21 protein-coding genes are annotated in these 14,157 nt (G+C 48.4%); 9 read left to right on the top strand and 12 right to left on the bottom strand.

Annotation, left to right across the window (positions count from 1 at the left end; all coding sequences use genetic code 11):
* Positions 1-67 precede the first annotated feature (67 nt).
* The 6 genes from QRD89_RS06620 to QRD89_RS06595 form a co-directional block, all read right to left on the bottom strand.
* A complete protein-coding gene (locus QRD89_RS06620; RefSeq protein ID WP_286096551.1) occupies positions 68-718 on the bottom strand; it encodes an MOSC domain-containing protein in 651 nt (216 codons plus the stop codon).
* Positions 719-738: 20 nt separating this feature from the next.
* Positions 739-960 (bottom strand): hypothetical protein, encoded by a 222-nt coding sequence (locus tag QRD89_RS06615; RefSeq protein ID WP_286096550.1) that lies wholly within the window; start codon positions 958-960, stop codon positions 739-741.
* A 60-nt stretch (positions 961-1,020) separates the two neighbouring features.
* The gene (locus QRD89_RS06610) at positions 1,021-1,485 is read right to left on the bottom strand and encodes a GNAT family N-acetyltransferase (protein ID WP_286096549.1); all 465 of its coding nucleotides are present in this window, start codon (positions 1,483-1,485) and stop codon (positions 1,021-1,023) included.
* 13 nt (positions 1,486-1,498) lie between these two features.
* Positions 1,499-1,681, bottom strand: a complete 183-nt coding sequence (locus QRD89_RS06605; RefSeq protein ID WP_026578452.1) for a hypothetical protein — start codon at positions 1,679-1,681, stop codon at positions 1,499-1,501.
* A gap of 168 nt (positions 1,682-1,849) precedes the next feature.
* Positions 1,850-2,635 (bottom strand): ion transporter, encoded by a 786-nt coding sequence (locus QRD89_RS06600; protein WP_286096548.1) that lies wholly within the window; start codon positions 2,633-2,635, stop codon positions 1,850-1,852.
* Positions 2,636-2,789: 154 nt separating this feature from the next.
* Entirely contained in the window at positions 2,790-4,721 is a 1,932-nt protein-coding gene (locus QRD89_RS06595; protein WP_286096547.1) for a fructose-1,6-bisphosphatase, read from the bottom strand.
* Positions 4,722-4,934: 213 nt separating this feature from the next.
* On the opposite strand from QRD89_RS06595, the gene QRD89_RS06590 reads away from it, so the two are divergent.
* Positions 4,935-5,117: a hypothetical protein gene (locus tag QRD89_RS06590; protein WP_026578449.1), complete on the top strand. Its 183-nt coding sequence runs from the start codon at positions 4,935-4,937 to the stop codon at positions 5,115-5,117.
* A gap of 110 nt (positions 5,118-5,227) precedes the next feature.
* Here the strand turns inward: QRD89_RS06590 and QRD89_RS06585 are convergent, their stop codons facing one another.
* Together QRD89_RS06585 and QRD89_RS06580 are read right to left on the bottom strand one after the other, a co-directional pair.
* The gene (locus QRD89_RS06585) at positions 5,228-5,548 is read right to left on the bottom strand and encodes a hypothetical protein (protein WP_008638064.1); all 321 of its coding nucleotides are present in this window, start codon (positions 5,546-5,548) and stop codon (positions 5,228-5,230) included.
* A 128-nt stretch (positions 5,549-5,676) separates the two neighbouring features.
* On the bottom strand, positions 5,677-6,030 hold the full coding sequence (locus tag QRD89_RS06580; RefSeq protein WP_286096546.1) for a hypothetical protein: 354 nt from the start codon (positions 6,028-6,030) through the stop codon (positions 5,677-5,679).
* Between the two features lie 50 nt (positions 6,031-6,080).
* On the opposite strand from QRD89_RS06580, the gene QRD89_RS06575 reads away from it, so the two are divergent.
* From QRD89_RS06575 to QRD89_RS06565, 3 genes are read left to right on the top strand one after another with little or no spacing between them, the layout of a single operon-like run.
* Positions 6,081-6,731 carry a DUF5819 family protein gene (locus QRD89_RS06575; protein WP_008638061.1) on the top strand — a complete coding sequence of 217 codons (651 nt, stop codon included), beginning with the start codon at positions 6,081-6,083 and terminating at the stop codon, positions 6,729-6,731.
* A 14-nt stretch (positions 6,732-6,745) separates the two neighbouring features.
* Entirely contained in the window at positions 6,746-7,681 is a 936-nt protein-coding gene (locus QRD89_RS06570) for an HTTM domain-containing protein (RefSeq protein ID WP_026578446.1), read from the top strand.
* On the top strand, positions 7,678-8,856 hold the full coding sequence (locus QRD89_RS06565) for a transglutaminase-like domain-containing protein (protein ID WP_286096545.1): 1,179 nt from the start codon (positions 7,678-7,680) through the stop codon (positions 8,854-8,856). The genes QRD89_RS06570 and QRD89_RS06565 overlap by 4 nt, the downstream gene beginning before the upstream one ends.
* 63 nt (positions 8,857-8,919) lie before the next feature.
* On the opposite strand, the gene QRD89_RS06560 is transcribed toward QRD89_RS06565, so the two are convergent.
* From QRD89_RS06560 to QRD89_RS06550, 3 genes are all read right to left on the bottom strand, one after another.
* Positions 8,920-9,645, bottom strand: coding sequence for a hypothetical protein (locus QRD89_RS06560; protein ID WP_286096544.1), 726 nt, complete (start codon positions 9,643-9,645; stop codon positions 8,920-8,922).
* Positions 9,642-10,175, bottom strand: a complete 534-nt coding sequence (locus tag QRD89_RS06555) for a hypothetical protein (RefSeq protein ID WP_286096543.1) — start codon at positions 10,173-10,175, stop codon at positions 9,642-9,644. Before QRD89_RS06555 ends, QRD89_RS06560 begins: the two co-directional genes overlap by 4 nt.
* Positions 10,176-10,295: 120 nt before the next feature.
* Positions 10,296-10,523 (bottom strand): hypothetical protein, encoded by a 228-nt coding sequence (locus QRD89_RS06550; RefSeq protein ID WP_008638048.1) that lies wholly within the window; start codon positions 10,521-10,523, stop codon positions 10,296-10,298.
* A 189-nt stretch (positions 10,524-10,712) separates the two neighbouring features.
* Between QRD89_RS06550 and QRD89_RS06545 the strand changes: the two genes are divergently transcribed.
* The 5 genes from QRD89_RS06545 to QRD89_RS06525 all read left to right on the top strand — a co-directional run bounded on the left by QRD89_RS06545 (position 10,713) and on the right by QRD89_RS06525 (position 13,186).
* Positions 10,713-11,171 carry a LytTR family DNA-binding domain-containing protein gene (locus QRD89_RS06545; protein ID WP_008638047.1) on the top strand — a complete coding sequence of 153 codons (459 nt, stop codon included), beginning with the start codon at positions 10,713-10,715 and terminating at the stop codon, positions 11,169-11,171.
* On the top strand, positions 11,168-11,581 hold the full coding sequence (locus QRD89_RS06540) for a DUF3021 domain-containing protein (protein ID WP_026578441.1): 414 nt from the start codon (positions 11,168-11,170) through the stop codon (positions 11,579-11,581). Before QRD89_RS06545 ends, QRD89_RS06540 begins: the two co-directional genes overlap by 4 nt.
* Positions 11,582-11,768: 187 nt before the next feature.
* The gene (locus QRD89_RS06535; RefSeq protein ID WP_286096542.1) at positions 11,769-12,113 is read left to right on the top strand and encodes a PadR family transcriptional regulator; all 345 of its coding nucleotides are present in this window, start codon (positions 11,769-11,771) and stop codon (positions 12,111-12,113) included.
* Entirely contained in the window at positions 12,103-12,663 is a 561-nt protein-coding gene (locus QRD89_RS06530; protein ID WP_286096541.1) for a DUF2812 domain-containing protein, read from the top strand. The genes QRD89_RS06535 and QRD89_RS06530 overlap by 11 nt, the downstream gene beginning before the upstream one ends.
* A complete protein-coding gene (locus QRD89_RS06525) occupies positions 12,656-13,186 on the top strand; it encodes a DUF2812 domain-containing protein (RefSeq protein WP_062513029.1) in 531 nt (176 codons plus the stop codon). Before QRD89_RS06530 ends, QRD89_RS06525 begins: the two co-directional genes overlap by 8 nt.
* Before the next feature lie 38 nt (positions 13,187-13,224).
* Here QRD89_RS06525 and QRD89_RS06520 read toward each other — a convergent pair whose 3' ends face one another.
* Complete coding sequence (locus QRD89_RS06520; RefSeq protein ID WP_286096540.1) at positions 13,225-13,734, bottom strand: GNAT family N-acetyltransferase; 510 nt, start codon at positions 13,732-13,734, stop codon at positions 13,225-13,227.
* Positions 13,735-14,157 lie beyond the last annotated feature (423 nt).

Below are 14,157 nucleotides of genomic sequence, written 5' to 3'. Positions count from 1 at the left end.
TCGTGCAGGCCGGAATTCCGATTTTCCACCTTCATAAAAAATCTCTCTCCACAACCCTTCCCCTCCATCAGGCCATGCTTTCCGCCTTCGTTAACTGCTTACGGAGCGGGACTTTCGTACTCTCCGCCAACGGTTCGGATGCGAGGACTCTCTTCAGCTTCTCTTTATTATAACGGTCGTGAAATTTCACTTCGTTCACTTCCGCAATCGAAACGTCCCCTTTTTCCATCAAAAGTAAGACGTCCTCACTGGAAACATACCCCTCTTTCAGCACACGGAAGAGAAAGCCTGTAAAACCGGTATCCCTCATGCGGAGCACCATATCAGGCACCGCATACTTTGCCGCCAGCTTATAACAAGGATTTCTCGGTTCGGATATTTGGATGACAGCTTCCCCGAATGCATAGACGTCTCCGACATGTCCCTTCTCTTCGGTCAATCCGACACAAGTCAAGTTTTCTCCGAACAGCGCTGTCTCTGGAGGATCCTTGACGATATCCTTCCAATAAGGATAGTAATCATAAGGATAAAGGCAGAGCGCTTTGTCTTCTCCACCATGATCTTTATACGCCTGTTCATCCCCGGCCAAACCGACCTTTGTCAGGTAGACCGGAGCTACCGATGCCGCTTTCCTGATGGCGGATTCAAACGTTTTCCCACCATAGGTCAACGTTTCCACCTTCCCGTAATTCAACGCCTGCAGGACATATCTTACCATTATGTACTCCACTTCCTTCCCTACAAATAAACAGCGACGACAAGGACCAGTGCAACGAAAAGTACAAACCCTGATCCAGCCGCAGCCGACTTCCTCCGCCCTTCTGCCATAGCCCTAAACACCCGGACACCCGTTAAAAGCAGCAGGATGGCTGCCAGCACAAAACCTTCTTCCGGCATTTCCGGTCGAGTGAATATCAAAAACATGTAGCAAACGCCAACGATCCGTACGACCGCTTCCATAATCGAAAACCATTCGATGAGCGGCTTTCCGGTTTTCCATTCGAACTCCCTCTCCTTTCTCTAGGAGTCTCGTGGCAGCTTCTTCTCCATGGAAATATTCGTTTCTATGTAGCCTAACTTCTCATATAAGCGCCGGGCGATTTTGTTATGTCCGAACACGTGCAACCCGATCGTTGCCAGCCCGAGCTTCTCTGCTTCTGTTTCCAACGCACGCATCGCCCGCTCTCCGTGACCGAACCCGCGTTTACTCTCGTCCACTTTAATGTCGTAGATGAACCCTTTCTCAGGTGTCTGCCTGTAAAGCCAGATTACTCCGACCGCTTCCCCGTCCTCCTGCATGATGAACAGGTAATGATCCACCGTATTCACGCCGTCCGGAAGCAGCTGACGGAATTGCTCCTCCGACTTCTCCAGCGCTTCTTCTTCCTTCCAATTCCCCGCACGCACCTTTTCCTCTGCATATTCCCGTACAGACAGCTCTCGGTATTGGTGAAACTCTTCGTTCCTCATTGGAGATAATAGCATTAGAAATCCTCCTTCATGATTCTATCCCATCCACGTCAGCTGATCTCTTATCCAACTGTTTCGCAAATGTATAGGTAAGCAAAAGCGCGAGCAGAGCGATCCCCGCACACAGATACAGCGGGATATCCCAACGGACGTATGCCATCACAGCCGCCCACAAAATGACGATCAAATCGATGCCGAAAAATGCTTTCAAGTGCCTCAGCGTAAGCCACCCCTTTCTCCTCTGAACCTTCTACTCAACTATACGACAAAAACAGCCTCTCGTTTCAATAAATTTCCTTAATCTCTTCTACACCCTTACACAAGAACTCCTGTTACGTGCGGCATACAAAAAAAGCCGAGGGGGAAATCCCTAAGCCTTTCAATGTTTTCCATTTTCTCTCATCATCTGCTTCAATTCCTGCAGATCCTGCTTGATCCGTTCCATATCCCTGCTTTCCTCTTCGGCATGCTCAGACAGCTGCTGGGCATTATTGACGATTTCCCCGACGATAAGGTTGAGGATGATGAAAGCGGAAATGATAATGAACGAAACAAAATACAGCCAGGACCATGTTACTTCTGCAAAGATCGGCCGGAAGACGCCGCTTGCCCAGCTCTCCAGTGTGAACACTTGGAAAAGCGTCAGCGTGCTTAACCCGACATCTCCGAAATATTCCGGTGCAAGTTCGCCGAAGAAGCTCGTTCCGATGATGGCATAAACGTAAAAGATGATTCCCATTAAGAGCGTCACCGATCCAATCGCCGGAATGGCCATGAACAGTGCGGTCGTCAGCCTGCGTAACGATGGAACGACAGAAATCGTCCGCAGTACCCGGAGAACCCGGAGAATCCGCAGGACAGCGATGAAGTGGCTGTTGTATAAAATAAGCGTGCCGAATACGATGACAAAGTCGAAGATGTTCCACCCATCTCGGAAGAAACGCAGACGGTAGACCACTATTTTCATCAGGATTTCAATGGTGAAGATCGCCAGGATGACGATATCGAGAAGAATGAAGATATTCTCATAGGATGCGTAAATCCGCTCGTCTGTCGCAAGACCGAGCAGGACGGCATTGAAAAGGATGACCGCCAGAATGAAGTTTGTGAACGTTTTGCTTTCTACGATTCGCTGTAACTGAATAATGTACTCCCCGCTTTCCACCTGATTGCGTTATGTATAAAAACCCTTACCCAGGCGTCATGTTTTTTACAATCGTCTTCTTTATATAAGAATTCTCCTCGATAGTCAATGGATATTTCCGCAACTTTTCCAAACACAAAAAAAGCCTCCGGCAAGTATTCGCCGGAGGGTCTGTTTAATTCATATAACGTTCCTGCATCAGACGGTTCAAAATATGAAGCTCCTGAAGCAGCTCTTCCCCGACATTGGTCTCGAGTACCTTCTTCCGTTCGAGCTCCTTGTCGACGAGTCGCTTGACGGAAAGCACGTCCGTCCCGTTGCTCAGCACTTCTTCTTTTGAATTGAAGTGCTTGTGGGCGACGAGCTGCATGCCGTAGGAATTGTACAACAGCGTATACCCGGCAATTCCGGTCGTGGACTGGTAGGCTTTCGAGAAGCCGCCGTCGATGACGACCATTCTGCCGTTCGCTTTGATCGGATCCTCGCCTTCGATTTCCTTGATCGGCGTATGGCCGTTGATAATATGACCGTGCTCCGGATCCAAATCGAACTCCTCAAGGATCGTATGGCAGGTCTCTTCGTATTCACGAAGCGTATAGTACGGGTTCTTCACTTCTTTATGTGTCGCTTTATCTTTAATGAAATACCGCTCAAACGTCGTCATCGCCCGCTTCCCGAAGAGCGACGAATATTCGCCTGTCCATAGATACCAGACCATGTCTGTTGCGAGATCGTCGGTTTCCTCCGGATGCGCGAAGGAATGACGCAGGTAATACTCGAATTTATCGAGAAGCTCGCGGCCGCCGTACGTCTGATCTTCTATCGTCATTTTCTCCAGGTTGCCGTCTTCATCCAGCGGAATGCATCCGTGAATCAGAAGGTTTCCGTTATATTTCAAATACAGGTTCCCCTTCTTCATGAGGAATTTCATGTGTCGGGCCAATTTCTCCGAATGTTGGACGGAGAACAACAGCTTGTCGATCACTTCCTGCTCCTCTTCAAGGAGGCGGGCAGGATCTTCAGGGTCGACCGTTGAAAAACAAGTATTCTCCAGTGGATAGGCTTGGCCGTTGATGGTCAGCTCTTTGTTCTCCAGATCCATCTGCTCAAGAAGAAGCCTGTTCGACATGTTGAAATACGGACGGCGCTTGATGATCGGACTCTCCAGCTTGAACTGGATCATGGCGATCGCCTGGTGGATCTTCGTGATTTGTGCGATCTCATCATCCGAAAGCTTGGAATCGGTCTGCACTTTCGGACGGAACGCAGCATTTTCGTCATAGTATTTATCCGCCAGGTTCTGCAGCGGCCGCAGGTTGATTCCGTAAACGTCTTCGATGATATCGAGGTTGTTATAGCGCGCACAGATACGGATGATGTTGGCAAGGCAGACTTTGGAACCGGCGAAGGCACCGATCCATAAGACGTCATGGTTTCCCCACTGGATATCGACCGAGTGGTAGTTGATGAGCGTCTCCATGATTTTATCCGGTTCCGGCCCACGATCGTAAATGTCCCCAACGACGTGCAGGTGGTCCACGACGAGCTGCTGAGTCGTATAGGCAAGCCCGATGATCAGCTTGTCCGCCTGACCGAGCGAGATCACCTGCTGGACGATTTTATTATAGTAATCTTCTTTATTGTAGTAGTCTTCCGTTTTGTACAGCAGTTCTTCGACGATGTAGTCGAACTGCTGCGGAAGGGCCTTGCGGAGTTTCTTCCGTGTGTATTTGGAAGAGGCATAGGAAATCAGTTTCAGCATCCGGTCGATGATGAGCGTATACCATTGATTGAGCTCTTCCTTGTTACCAAAGCCGTTCTTGATGATCTTGATTTTTTCTTCCGGATAGTAGACCAGGGCAGCGAACTCGTTGATCTCTTCTTCTGTAAGATCGTCGGCAAACAAGTCCATGATCTTCTCCCGCACACGTCCGGAGCCGTTCCGAAGCACGTGCTGGAAGGACTGGTATTCCCCGTGCAGATCGCTGACGAAGTGCTCGGTCCCTTTCGGCAGATTGAGGATCGCTTTCAAGTTGATGATCTCTGTCACTACTTTCTCTTCACAATCGTATTTCTGAGCAAGTAAATCCAAATATTTCGCGTTCAAGACTATGTATCCCCTTTCTGAATCTATCCCTATCTATCTAATCCCTTACTTCCAGGATTACTAAGTGTTTAACCAACTGGAATCCATTTAAATCATAACATATTTTTGAAGCCTCAGAGGCCGGAAAGGCTTATAGATGGCATCTCCTTCCAAAATTTCCGTCGATATGATACGCTTCCATAAAGGAAAGATACAAAAGTCGGGAGGACTTTTATGAAGAAACGGACAAACCGAGAACGATATTGGATTTTACTGCCGCCCTTCCTCCTTGCCGCCGTCCTCACCTACCTTACACTCCCGGAGGATTACCGAGAATACTCCTTCCTCATCGTTCTCGCTTTCTGGATCAGCTACCACCTTTGGAATAGATATGCCTCCAGGCACAGACGCGAATAAGGACTGCTTCCGTCCTCTTGTCTACGACACCCGATACATAAAAAAAGCCTGACCCAACGGGGCCAGGCTATCTTTCTATCTATTATCATCTCTACTTAATCGCTCGTATTTCAGTCAAAAATGACATCAAGGTTTGCATCTTCCTTAATAGCAGGGTCAACATTTTCGTGGCCGTTGAGCTTGTCTACAGCGAAGTCAGCGACAGCATCCCCGACCTTCGCACCCGCTGCACCCGCTGCACCTGTCAGAAACGCCGTTCCGACGATGGCTGGTACTGCTTCAGGCTCTACGGTTTCCGCATTTTCTCCTGTGACTTTCTTCTGCTCTTCCGGACTTACTTCATTCGAAGCGGCTAAAGACGATGACATTCCCAATGATCCTAATACAACAGTCCCAGCTAGTGCAATAGCTCCGAATTTCTTATACTTCATGCAATTCCTCCTTGGTGTATTTTTACAATTACCAGCTTCTCATGCATCCGTCTATATGTCAAATTATAGTATTCTTGGGTTTAAAAGGTCGGAGAAAGCGGAACATAAAGATACATAGGAAGCCCGCATCATTCCCCGGATGATCCAATTGTCCACCCGCCGAAAAAGAAAAGCGCACTTGTCACCCAGCTGGATCCCAATGATGTGATGATCAGTAAAAGTCCGGCGGCGATGAACCAGGGTGCAATTCTTTTTTCAGGCCGTCCTTTCGCTAAAAGATAAAAGAGTACAAGCGTCCCGATGAACACAAGCAGCGTAGCTACTAAAAACGCCTGGTTACCGACCAGCCAATACTCTGTCCCGTTCAATCCGTTACGAGTGTCCACTAAGAACAATCCGGCTAACGTAGCGCCTGCAATCAGCATATTCAAAACGGACGCAGCAATCAAAGCGGCATAGGAGAACTTTTTCAATGTCGTCATCCTCTCTCGTTACCTTTGTCAATCATTACCATAACATAAAGGAGGCCGTCATGAACAAGCCAGGGCACCTCGTACTTATCCTAGCCGGAACGATTTTTCTAGTTTTCCACTTTACGATGCTCGGTCTTTCCGTCGGGCCGAACAACCCTGTTTCCGTCACCCACAGGGAAGCCATCAACCAGTATAAAGATCCGCTGTTCTATCAAAACTGGAACTTATTTGCCCCGGAGCCTATATCGAAGAATCATAAGATCCTCGTCAAATACCGGACGGATAGTGGAGAAGAATCGGATTGGAACGACATCTCCACCCCGATTCTCGATTCCAATCAACAGAACCGGTTCAGTGCCATTAACCGCGCAGCGAGGGTACCTTCCGGGATTTTCTTCAGCATTTACCGACCTAATGACCTCGTCATGGCCTACAGGAAGAAAACCGGGGAAGAAGAAGCGACCGATGTCGTAAATGAAGAGGTCATTGAACAACAGCGCAGCGAACAGATCGACGCCCTGTATCGTTTTGCCAACTCCTCCATTCCGCTGTTGACGGATGCCGGGGAAGTGAAGGAAGTGAATGTCCGGATCATGGAGGTCTCTCCTGTTCCTTATTCCGAGCGAAACAATCCTGATTATAAACGGGAAGCTCAGTACATCGATTTTGAATGGAGAGATTATTTCTATGTGGATTCATACGACGTCTGAAGGGAGCCCTCTACATGCTGAATAGAATAATCGACTGGTTCACCTCCCCTAAACATTTAATCGGTGCAAGTGTGACAAGGATCGTCCTCGGTGCGATCCTGGTTTACAACTATGTCATCAACTATCCATTAAGACACTTCTACTGGGCGGACAGCGGCGTCATTTCGAACGATATTTACAATACGATCTACCGGCTCCCTTTTTCGGTTTACGGCCTGTCTGACAGTGCCGCCTATTTCGAGGTCATGTTTCATGCAGGTTTGATTTTCTCTTTCTTGTTCATGATCGGGACCGGTGGCAAATTCACACAAATCATGAACTTCCTGTTCACCTTTTCACTCATTAACCGAAATGCGTTCATCAGTGACGGCGGCGATAACATCCTGTACTTGTGTCTTTTCTATATGCTGTTTATGAATGTTACGGCGTACTTCTCCGTTACGTTCCTTAGACGGCCGAAGTTCCTGGATCGATGGAAAGATACGTTTGCCATCATCCATAATTTCGGGCTTGCTTTCGTCGTCATCCAATTGTCCATCATGTATTTCACTTCGGGAATCTATCAGATCATGGGCGAACGGTGGAACAGTGGAACCGCGCTCTACTATATTCTGCAGGTAGAACAATACTCTTCCGAATTTTGGGAAGGCGTTCTCACAAGCAATACGTATTTCATCGTATTCTTCACCTATGCTTCCATCCTGATCAAATTGGCATTTCCACTCGCCCTGTTCAACAAATATGCGAAGTATATCATCATCGCAGGAATCATAGCGTTCCATATCGGAATTGCCATCGTCATGGGACTGATCACTTTCTCAGCCATCATGATAGGACTGGACTTCCTGCTGTTGAACAACAAGGAATATCAACGGGCTTGGACATGGATGAAGCGGTTCCGGGAGAAGCTGCCTGAGAAAATATCCGTAAAAGGGAGCAATGCTTCATGAAACGAAAAACATTCGAATTCTTATACGAGAATAGAAGCAGCAAAGGAATCGACGTTTGGCTTTCTGTGACGGACGATTGCCGGAATGTCACGTTCCCCGGCGCTTCTCCCACGCGCCGTACCAGCCATCCTTTCTTAGGGGATCTCTATTTCTTCCACTTGGATGGAAATACACAGCTTTCCATGAAGGCGGAGGCAGGTTATTGGGACCCGGTAGGAAAAAGCGCAGAAGAAAAAGCCTTCTTCCTCAGAAGCTCCTCCCTCATACCGGTTGATGAGGAGACGCTTCAAGAAGCACAACAAATCGTCCGTGACGCCGTTGACGATCATGCGAAAGTACGCCTTCTTTTCCGACACATCCGTGACCATTATAAATACTCAACGAAATTCAACAAACGGGGGGTTCCCTACTGTAAAGCTTCAAAAAAAGGAGACTGCGGAGAGCTTTCTGCGCTTCTCGCTTCCTACTGCCGTTCCCTGGGCATCCCGGCAAGAGTGCTCGTCGGGGCTTGGATGGGGAAGAATGAACCGCACGCCTGGAATGAGGTTTTCCTTGAAGGGAAGGGATGGACACCCATGGACGTAAGCATCGCCATGTGGACCTTTTTCCGGCATCCACTTCGCAATATCGGAGCGACCATCAAGTACGGAGTCTTCTCTAATAAAAAGAAATACGAAGAAGGTATAGAAGGAAACCGTGTCGTATTTTCCATCGACCCGGAACGGGAGCTTACCCCCTCTTACTCATCCGTCGATCCGCCGACAGACAGCTCCACCTATATGATTGGAGATACACGCCTCGCCTGGGGATTCGATTCGATTCAGAACAAAGCACCTTATATGCAGCCGATTTACCCGAGACTGAATGAAGAATATACGAAAATCAGTAATCGCGATCTCCTGGGGAATGTGACTATTAAACCGGCAAAAGCAGTCGACCGTACCACCCTGCTTATGAAAAAATATTCCTTCGTCGTTGGTGTTCTGCTCGTCTATGCAACCATTTTAATGGATTGGTTTTCCGTCGCTGTCTCTGCAAGTTACGCAGCGAGTGCCCTGTCGACTATTTCCCTTGGTATATTCGCCCTGCTTACCATCATCAGAAAAGAATACAACCTGCCGATTCTCGTCCTTTGTTTGTTATTCGTATTCTCTGCCGTCGGGTTAGTGTATTGAATAAAAGAAACACCCCATCCAAATCCGGTAGGGGTGTTTTTTTCTTTCTGTAAGAAGGTTGCTTTATAAATCCGCGAGCGGCACGATTTCCCCCGAGTGACTCAATACAGCATCATCACAGTCAAGCAGTCCGCAAAGGCAGTATCTGCCGGTCGTCCTGTCCAGCACATACGTCGGACGGAGCTTCAGCTTATCTTTCAGGAGCTCATACGCCTCTGTTTTTGTGTACTGCGCCGTGTCGGCCGCTTCGAACGCATCGAACATCTCCAGAAATGCGCCCGTGTCGATATGGGTAAGAACCTCTCCACCATCCTTGCTTAAGAACAGCTTCAGCTTCCTTTGGAAAACGGTCCTCGTCTTTTCCACTTCCTCCACCTCTGCGACGACATAACCATGGTCCCGACAGACGTTCTTCCAGCGCCATTTCCCACTGTCTTCCGGATGATTCATCCGCAGGAAGCGCACAATCGCCTTATCGACCCGATCAACCGTACCCGGTTCCAGCGGCTCAAGGTCCGGGTGGGGCTCCTGTTTTTTCAACTGCTCCAGGCTCACTTCTTCGGATAGATCGATTTCCTGCGTTTCCACCGTCCCCCGAAGAGGAGAAGAGTAAGTCAAAATCTCGTCCCGTTCCACCCTCTGCTCCGACCAAAAGAGCTGAAAAGGAAGCGTTTCCCTGCCGTCATTGGTCACATAGATTTCTTCGAGTGCAAACGCAGAGACGAAACATTCCTTTTCCATCACCGGGAATTCCAACAGCTGCAGCTGCTCCATGACAATCTCTTTCACCTTTTCCGTCGTGAGGGGAAGGACTCCACGTCCGCCTCTTCCTTTTTCGGGAACCGTCCGTGTATGGTGAAGAACACGAGCCTCCCTGCTTCATCAAGACGGATCTCGATCGTCCCAGCCGGAGTCGTACGTATCCCGTCGATCATACTATGGTACTGATACGTTCTTATCTCCCGGCTTGCCTGTTCCGTCTGCTCGGCCACGTTTACCCCGGTCTCTGTTTCGATCCAGCGTCGGACTTTTGCTTCATCATCCAGAACAATCGACTCCGCATGGGTCACCCCGCCTACAAAAATCACATGCTGCAGCTGCCCTGTATGGACATCGACTTCGATGCTCGCCGTCCCTTCCGGATTGAGATCTTCATCGTCCTGATCCGAATCGCTCGGAAACCATTCCATGCTGTAGATAAACTGTGTCTCCCGATTCGGACCTACCCTCCGATGAATGTGTTCCCGCGCGAGCGTATAATCGCGTAAACCGAATTGTTCCTTCACCTGTTCTGCCAATCCTTCCAACCGCTGTTCCATAGCCCCACCTCTTCATCATTTTCTGTTATGCATTTACGGGAGAGTTTTCATAAACGTTTCAAAAATAATAGAAACAGTGGGTATTGGAAACAAAAAAAGCATGGAACCCATGCTTTTCTTCTACTCCGTCTCCTGCTGATCCCTCTTTCCCTTCCATATCCCGTAACCGAAAAAGCCGCCTACCAGCGTAAATAGGACGACGGTAATAAGGAAATCCAACAAGGCAGCGACCGTAAAGCCTACGCCTCCGCGCATGATGAATTGATTGACGATGAAAAACAAAATTCCGGCCGGAAAGCCGAAACGGAGCATCCCTGTCTTTATATACTTGCTTTTCTTTAATTCCACGGTACACCTCTCCACAACATTTATTTTCTAGAAAAAGGGTATCACAGACATCTATGGAAGAGAAGCAGAAGGGCACCTCATAGCTGCAGCTCATCCGCCATAAGGTGCGTCTTACCGGAGGAGTGCTGACACTTTTCTTTCGTTTCCCTATACTGAGAACATAGAGAGAAAGCCAAGGAGGTGGAGCATGTGAAGATCCAACTGGATGTCGACCCGGGTTGCGAAGAGACGAAGGTGACCATCCACTGCAGCGAGCTTGATGACGATATCAAAGAACTGCTTGATTTCCTGAAAGCCGGTAAAACGGACCTGCTTACCGGTAAGCGCGGAGGAAAACAGCATCTCCTGAAACCGGAGGATGTCCACTATTTCCAGACTTCCGGGGAGCATGTTGTCGCAGAGAACGAAAAAGGGACGTTTACGATGAAGGAAAAACTGTATGAACTGGAACAATTGCTTCCATCAAGACGCTTCATCCGGTTGTCGAAGTCCGTCCTTGCCAATTTGTATGAAATCAGCCACTTCGAGCCTTCCTTCCACGGGACGCTCGCCGTCCATTTCAAGTCCGGAGCGAAAACCTACGCCTCGAGACACTACGTCAGTAAGATCAAAGAACTATTGAATAAGAACAGGAGGGAAAACAAATGAAAACATTTCTATTTCGCAGTTTCATCGGCATCTTCTTCGGAGCATTCCTCTCGGTCCTCACCACCTATGCCATCTTTTTCTTCGGAGATGTCACCGTATTCCAAGCCGATCCCTTTATCAAAAATTCACTCGGATCGATGTTCTGCGGCTGGTTCTTCTCCGTCACGCCGCTCCTTTTCGAAATCGAATCATGGAGCCTTTTCAGACAGACGGCCGTCCACTTCCTGATTGTGACGTGCCTGTTCTTTCCGCTCAGCGCCTGGGTCGGATGGATGCCGTTCACCTTGACAAGTCTGCTCTTCTTCATCGCCGTCTTTCTTGTCCTGTATGGAGTGATCTGGCTCGGGTTTTATCTCTATTTCCGTCATGAATCACGAAAGCTCAATCAACAGCTCGAGCATATAGAATGACAGAAAACATACAACTTCCGGTCATGGAACGCTTTTATTATAAGAGCGTTCCATGACCGGATTTTTCTTTTTCCTCTCCTCAAGCGAATTCTGAAAAAATTTCCAATAATAGATTGACTTTTATATCATTAAACGATATATTACATTTAACGATATATCATTAAACGATACAAATGAGGTGAAGAGATTGGCCAGAAACGATGCCTTGGATGCCGGGGAACTGACGGATACGTCCTTCTATATCCTCCTTTCCCTGCTGGAAGCCCGTCATGGGTACTTGATCATGCAGACGATCGAAGAGTGGACGGACGGTGAATTCACCATCGGTCCTGCCTCCCTTTATACGACGATCAAGAAGTTATTGAAAGCAGAGCTGATTGAGCTTGCGGAAGGTTCCGGGAAAAAGAAGACGTATATCGCAACAGCTGCCGGACGAGAACTGCTGAAATCCGATGTCGAGCGGCGCAGGCGAATGATCCGTCATGCCGAAGAGGTATGGCAGGAGAAGGAGGATGTTATCAATGAAGCGTAAATATATCATGATGGATGGACTCGCCTTTTCAGAAGGGAAAGAAATGGAGAAATTGGCGCGCTATGCGAAGAAAGGCTGGCATGTGGAACGCTTCCTGCTGCTTGGGTTCCGGCTTCGAAAGGGAGAACCGGAGGAGAAGCAGTTCGAAATCGATTATCGGGAGAGTCCGGATGAAGACTACTTCGATTTGTTTGAAGAGGCAGGCTGGAGACACGTATGTTCGTCGGTAGATTATATTCACCTTTTTACGGCGGAGCCGGAAACCACACCGCTCTATACAGATAAGACGAGCCTCCTGGAAAAGTATGAAACAGAGAAAGAGAAAGACGGGAAATGGGCCCTATGGTCGCTGGTTACGACCGTTCTTGCCTTCCTGCTGAGCGCCCTCAGCAGCGAGGCGGGGCTTCCTGCCTGGATCGGTGAGGCATTCGAATGGATAGGAATAATTGCCTTGTTCCCTACCATGATCACTGGAATGGTTTTCCTCGGCTTCGCATACCGCTGCCGGAAATTGAGAAAAGGAAGAACAGGAGCGAAAACGAATGTATAAACGAACGATACGGATATTTTTTACATGGCAGGACAATAAAGAAGCCGAATGGCTGCAATCGATGGCCAAGGACGGCTGGCATCTGGCCCGGTACCGCTTCGGCCTTTACACATTCATACAGGGAGAACCGGGCGAATACGTCTATAAACTGGACTACAGGAACGGGACGGACGAGGATATCGACAGCTATTTAGCTTTGTTCGAAGAAGCTGGATGGGAGAAGGTCGAGCGCTTCCACGGCTGGCACTATTTCCGTAAACCGCTCACAGCAAACGAAGACGCACCGGACATTTATACCGACCACGAGACGGAAGCGCATAAGTACAGGCTCCTCGTCAATCTGCTGATCCCGCTGTTCCTGGTTACTCTCGTTCTTGCTGCAACCATCTTCCAGCCTGGTGTCACCGGACATCCGATCTACACAGCTCTCAAAGTTTTGTATGGCTTTCTAATCGCCCTTTACGTCATCTCTATCGTCCAATTGAAAGTTAAGATCAACAAACTGACCCAGAACCATCTATAACAAAAGAGAGGAACCTGTGACAGGTTCCTCTCTTTTGTTCAGAAATCGACTTGCCGGATATCGCCCCATCCATATACAGCTTCCTCCAAATCGACACCATCGATGGTCACCGTCTGACTGTCGATCCGTTCCGCACCCTTCTTTTCGTAAAAAGCACAAGCAGGATTGTCTTCAAGCACCCGTACGAGGACAGACGCATCCCTATGCAGCAGCCCCGTCCTCCACGCATCAAGAAGCCGCGTTCCAAGCCCTTTCCCCTGGTGCTCTTTCCTGATGTAAAGTGCATAAACCTCCTGGTTAAATCCAGCATAAAGGCCGCTTCTTTCCTGCCCTCCATGAATGAAACCGACGATGCCCTCTGCCGGCACAGCGGCTACGTATACCTGTTCCGCAGCAATGATTTTTCGCCATTTCTTTTCCCGTCCCGCATAAGTCATCCTCTGCAAATAACTTTCCGGTACGATAGGACTGTATGTAGAATGCCACGTATCTACTTGAACCTCGGCCACTCCCAGAGCATCGCCCTGCTGTGCTTTTCTTATGTCCATATCCGACCTCCTGCATGATAATCAAGTATATGACCGTTTACGCTGCAACATCATTGGAGTGTAAGCCATGAACATAAAAAACTTTCTCCCTGCTTACTCCAGAAACAATTCCAAAAAAGTTATGGGATAATACATAAAAACAACATAAAAACCAAGGAAAACAATAAGACCGACATTTATAAACACAATACTTTTATACGTCTGCACCTTGAACTGCAGCCAATAACTTACCGCCCAAAGGATATAAATGAAAACGATGGCCACATTCTCCGCTGTGTAGGGGTCCGGCTGCGGGACAAAATGAGTACCAAAGAACAACATGGCTCCCGTACCTAACAAAAGAACAAAAATAACCGCGTTAATCGCATGAATGATCGGGTGTCTAATACTTTCACTCCTAACCTCATTTCCCCCTATCTTGTG

It is taken from the genome of Halobacillus sp. ACCC02827 (genome assembly GCF_030291935.1).
GTDB lineage: Bacteria > Bacillota > Bacilli > Bacillales > Halobacillaceae > Halobacillus.
This window is presented reverse-complemented; position numbering and strand designations above follow the sequence as displayed.

What these genes read in the sequence shown, in the direction of transcription:
- QRD89_RS06620 (WP_286096551.1), bottom strand. Translation starts at nt 718, where the DNA reads ATGGTAAGATATGTCCTGCAGGCGTTGAATTACGGGAAGGTGGAAACG.
- QRD89_RS06615 (WP_286096550.1), bottom strand. Translation starts at nt 960, where the DNA reads ATGGAAGCGGTCGTACGGATCGTTGGCGTTTGCTACATGTTTTTGATA.
- QRD89_RS06610 (WP_286096549.1), bottom strand. Translation starts at nt 1,485, where the DNA reads ATGCTATTATCTCCAATGAGGAACGAAGAGTTTCACCAATACCGAGAG.
- QRD89_RS06590 (WP_026578449.1), top strand. Translation starts at nt 4,935, where the DNA reads ATGAAGAAACGGACAAACCGAGAACGATATTGGATTTTACTGCCGCCC.
- QRD89_RS06585 (WP_008638064.1), bottom strand. Translation starts at nt 5,548, where the DNA reads ATGAAGTATAAGAAATTCGGAGCTATTGCACTAGCTGGGACTGTTGTA.
- QRD89_RS06580 (WP_286096546.1), bottom strand. Translation starts at nt 6,030, where the DNA reads ATGACGACATTGAAAAAGTTCTCCTATGCCGCTTTGATTGCTGCGTCC.
- QRD89_RS06575 (WP_008638061.1), top strand. Translation starts at nt 6,081, where the DNA reads ATGAACAAGCCAGGGCACCTCGTACTTATCCTAGCCGGAACGATTTTT.
- QRD89_RS06570 (WP_026578446.1), top strand. Translation starts at nt 6,746, where the DNA reads ATGCTGAATAGAATAATCGACTGGTTCACCTCCCCTAAACATTTAATC.
- QRD89_RS06565 (WP_286096545.1), top strand. Translation starts at nt 7,678, where the DNA reads ATGAAACGAAAAACATTCGAATTCTTATACGAGAATAGAAGCAGCAAA.
- QRD89_RS06555 (WP_286096543.1), bottom strand. Translation starts at nt 10,175, where the DNA reads ATGGAACAGCGGTTGGAAGGATTGGCAGAACAGGTGAAGGAACAATTC.
- QRD89_RS06540 (WP_026578441.1), top strand. Translation starts at nt 11,168, where the DNA reads ATGAAAACATTTCTATTTCGCAGTTTCATCGGCATCTTCTTCGGAGCA.
- QRD89_RS06530 (WP_286096541.1), top strand. Translation starts at nt 12,103, where the DNA reads ATGAAGCGTAAATATATCATGATGGATGGACTCGCCTTTTCAGAAGGG.
- QRD89_RS06525 (WP_062513029.1), top strand. Translation starts at nt 12,656, where the DNA reads ATGTATAAACGAACGATACGGATATTTTTTACATGGCAGGACAATAAA.
- QRD89_RS06520 (WP_286096540.1), bottom strand. Translation starts at nt 13,734, where the DNA reads ATGGACATAAGAAAAGCACAGCAGGGCGATGCTCTGGGAGTGGCCGAG.